The 3,456-nt window shown below is 43.5% G+C and carries 3 protein-coding genes; 2 read left to right on the plus strand and 1 reads right to left on the minus strand.

Features of this window, described 5'->3' with window-relative positions:
- On the minus strand, window positions 1-530 hold a 530-nt coding region (locus CXF78_RS17450; RefSeq protein ID WP_145991545.1), incomplete at its 3' end, for a sulfotransferase domain-containing protein.
- 525 nt (window positions 531-1,055) lie between these two features.
- Between CXF78_RS17450 and CXF78_RS17455 the strand changes: the two genes are divergently transcribed.
- Together CXF78_RS17455 and CXF78_RS17460 are read left to right on the plus strand one after the other, a co-directional pair.
- The gene (locus tag CXF78_RS17455) at window positions 1,056-2,546 is read left to right on the plus strand and encodes a SulP family inorganic anion transporter (protein WP_059748035.1); all 1,491 of its coding nucleotides are present in this window, start codon (window positions 1,056-1,058) and stop codon (window positions 2,544-2,546) included.
- A gap of 32 nt (window positions 2,547-2,578) precedes the next feature.
- Window positions 2,579-3,433, plus strand: a complete 855-nt coding sequence (locus CXF78_RS17460; protein WP_102037473.1) for a universal stress protein — start codon at window positions 2,579-2,581, stop codon at window positions 3,431-3,433.
- The last annotated feature ends 23 nt before the right edge of the window (window positions 3,434-3,456 follow it).

Consider the following 3,456-nt stretch of genomic DNA (forward strand, 5'->3'; position numbering starts at 1 on the left):
GATGCGTCATCGGCAGTCCAGCTAGACACATGCATAGACCAAGAGGTAATAATTTGCGGCACATGCGGTGCTTCATTTGGCGTGCCTGTCATTTCTTCAGCCATATAAGCTATGGCTTCATCGATGCTATAATCAAAGTAATTGGCCATTGAGATTGCCACATCTAATGGGTTACGAACCACATAAATTGCTCCTGATGTGACAGAGGAGTTATGCAGTGGATGACCGTTGTATTCGCCTAGGTAGTTGTGGGTTTTTACAAATGTGGTGCCATTAGCTTGATGCGCAATATCAGCCTGAACCTGTGGTCTTAGTACACTGACTTCTTCTAAAGTCAGTTCGGTGGTGGCCGTTTTGTCTTTTGGTAAATAATGCTGGTAACGATGCGCGGCCGACTCTGCCGTCGAAATGGTGTGCATGGTATTAATATCAATCGGTTGATCTTGATTTTGAATATAGTTTTCTAAAAATGCGCGTACCCAAGTGTTACCCGATTTAGGGTAAGAGGCCACCCAAAGTATGTTTCCCATCCGTAATCCTTTGTTATTATTTTTACGTCTTTCAATACAGTAAAACTACCGATAATTGTGCAAAATGGCAAGTTTACTGGGTTGTAGGTATAGGGATTAGAGTGTGAGCATTAAAAGGGGATAGCTGAGTGTTGTATCCACTTTAACTGCTCTGACAAGGCTCTAAACCAGTAAACGTGTCCGCGGCGTTACTGTTTAAACGCTTTGATTTTACTTATGCAACCCTTTATACTTGCCGCTGCATTTTTATGCACTGCGCGTTTAATAAATTTTAAGCCTAATTTACACATATTGCCGAGGTCGTTTTTCCATAATGAATATTAAGCCGCATTAGTTTTCCCTCCCTATTTGGATCGTTAAGATCCGTCCGTAATTGCTGCCATGTTGGTAGTTTTTGTTGTATATCACTATCCAATATCATTTTGTCGCATTAATGAGTTAATTTCACCGCTGACGCACGCTGATATATCAGGCGTTAACATATGTTATTGGCATATTGGCTAACATTAAAACAGAGTAAAATACATGATACAAAACATGAAAAAAGAATGGTTTTCCAACATCCGTGGAGATCTGTTAGCAGGTATAGTCGTCGCGCTAGCGTTAATTCCTGAGGCGATTGCCTTTTCTATTATTGCTGGGGTTGATCCAAAAGTGGGTTTGTACGCTTCATTCTGTATCGCTGTGGTCATCGCGTTTACGGGTGGGCGTCCTGGAATGATCTCTGCGGCTACTGGTGCTATGGCGCTATTGATGGTGACCTTAGTTAGAGAGCATGGTCTTGAGTATTTATTAGCAGCAACGTTATTGACCGGCATATTTCAAATTGCAGCAGGTTACTTAAAGCTTGGCAGTTTAATGCGTTTTGTCTCGCGTTCAGTGGTGACAGGCTTTGTGAACGCTCTCGCCATTTTAATTTTTATGGCGCAGTTACCAGAGCTTACTAATGTGACATGGCATGTGTATGCCATGACCGCAGCAGGACTGGGGATTATTTATTTATTCCCATTAATCCCTGTTATTGGTAAATCGTTGCCGTCACCTTTAATTTGTATTGTCGGCTTAACCATTTTTGCGGTTTACATGGGATTGGACATCCGTACCGTAGGCGACATGGGCCAACTTCCTGATACGTTACCAATCTTCCTTTGGCCAGAAGTGCCATTAACCCTTGAAACGTTAATGATCATCTTCCCTTATTCAGCAGGTCTTGCTGTTGTTGGTTTATTGGAATCAATGATGACAGCGACTATTGTTGATGATTTAACCGATACGCCAAGTGATAAAAACCGCGAATGTAAAGGCCAAGGTATTGCTAATATCGGTGCTGGTTTAATGGGCGGCATGGCAGGTTGTGCCATGATTGGTCAATCTATTATCAACGTTAAATCAGGCGGGCGTGGGCGTTTGTCGACCTTCTCTGCCGGTTTGTTTTTGCTTATCTTGATCGTGTTTTTAGGTGATTGGTTAAAAATGATCCCTATGGCTGCACTCGTTGCCGTGATGATCATGGTGTCTATTGGAACCTTCTCTTGGGATTCTATCCGTAATCTTAAACATCATCCTTTATCGACCAATCTTGTGATGGTCGCCACAGTTGTTGTGGTTGTTGCTACCCATAATTTAGCGATTGGGGTATTTGTAGGTGTGTTACTTGCCTCGTTATTCTTTGCTAATAAAGTGGGTCGTTTTATGGTGGTTAAAAGCACCGACACCACCGCAGAAGCCGGCCGTCATTATCAAATTGTTGGCCAAGTCTTTTTTGCCTCAGCAGATAAGTTCAGCAACTCATTTGATTTCAGAGAAGTGGTTGAAAAAGTCACTATTGATTTATCTTTGGCGCATTTTTGGGATATTACTGCGGTATCGGCGCTCGATAAAGTGGTGATTAAATTCCGCCGCGAGGGCACTGAAGTAGAGTTAATTGGTCTTAACGAAGCCAGCGCTACCATTGTGGATAAATTTGGTGTGCATGATAAACCCGAAGACGTTGAAAAAATGATGTCAGGTCACTAAGCCCATAGCAACACCATAAAAGGATAATAATGATGACAAATGTGATTGCCTGTATCGACGGTTCAAAAGCAACACGCGCGGTATCTGATGCTAGTGGGTGGGCGGCTATGCAGTTGAATGCCCCTGTGACCTTATTACATGTATTGGATAAGTCTGCCTATCCTACAGAGTTAAATCTGTCGGGAAATATTGGCCTTGGTAGCCGAGAGCATTTACTTGCTGAGATGGTTGAACTTGAAGGGCGCATGAGTAAACTCGCGCTCGAACAAGGTAAATATATGTTACAAGATGCTCAAACGAGCATTGTAGCGGCGCAACCTACTGTGACGGTGCAAACACTGCAGCGCCATGGGGATTTAGTGGAAACGCTGCTTGAGCAAGAAGCCGATGCCAGACTGGTGGTTATTGGTCGTCAAGGTGAGCAGCATCAAGATCAAGCGCAAGCGATTGGCAGTCATTTAGAAAGTGTTATTCGCACGCTTAAGCAGCCGATTTTAGTGGTGATGCCTGAGTTTGCAATGCCAAGCCGTTTTATGATTGCTTATGATGGCAGCGCCACCTCGAAAACAGTGCTTGAACGAGTGATTAGCAGCCCACTACTTAAAGGACTCGGATGTCATTTAGTGATGGTGTCTGACAATGAATCTCAAGCGCAAACCGAATTGACCTCGGTTGCAGACTCTCTTACTGAGGCTGGTTTTGAGGTGACAACGGCGGTTTGTCAGGGGGAAGTGCAAACGGCTCTAGAGGCTTACCAGCTAGCACACCAAATTGATTTAATGGTAATGGGTGCTTATGGTCATTCACGGATTCGTGAATTTTTTGTTGGTAGTAATACGACACGGATGATCAGTAAAAGCCACATCCCATTGTTATTGTTACGCTAAGCAAAAAAGACTAGCGTCGCTTC

Source organism: Shewanella sp. 11B5 (assembly GCF_002836795.1).
Taxonomy (GTDB): domain Bacteria; phylum Pseudomonadota; class Gammaproteobacteria; order Enterobacterales; family Shewanellaceae; genus Shewanella; species Shewanella frigidimarina.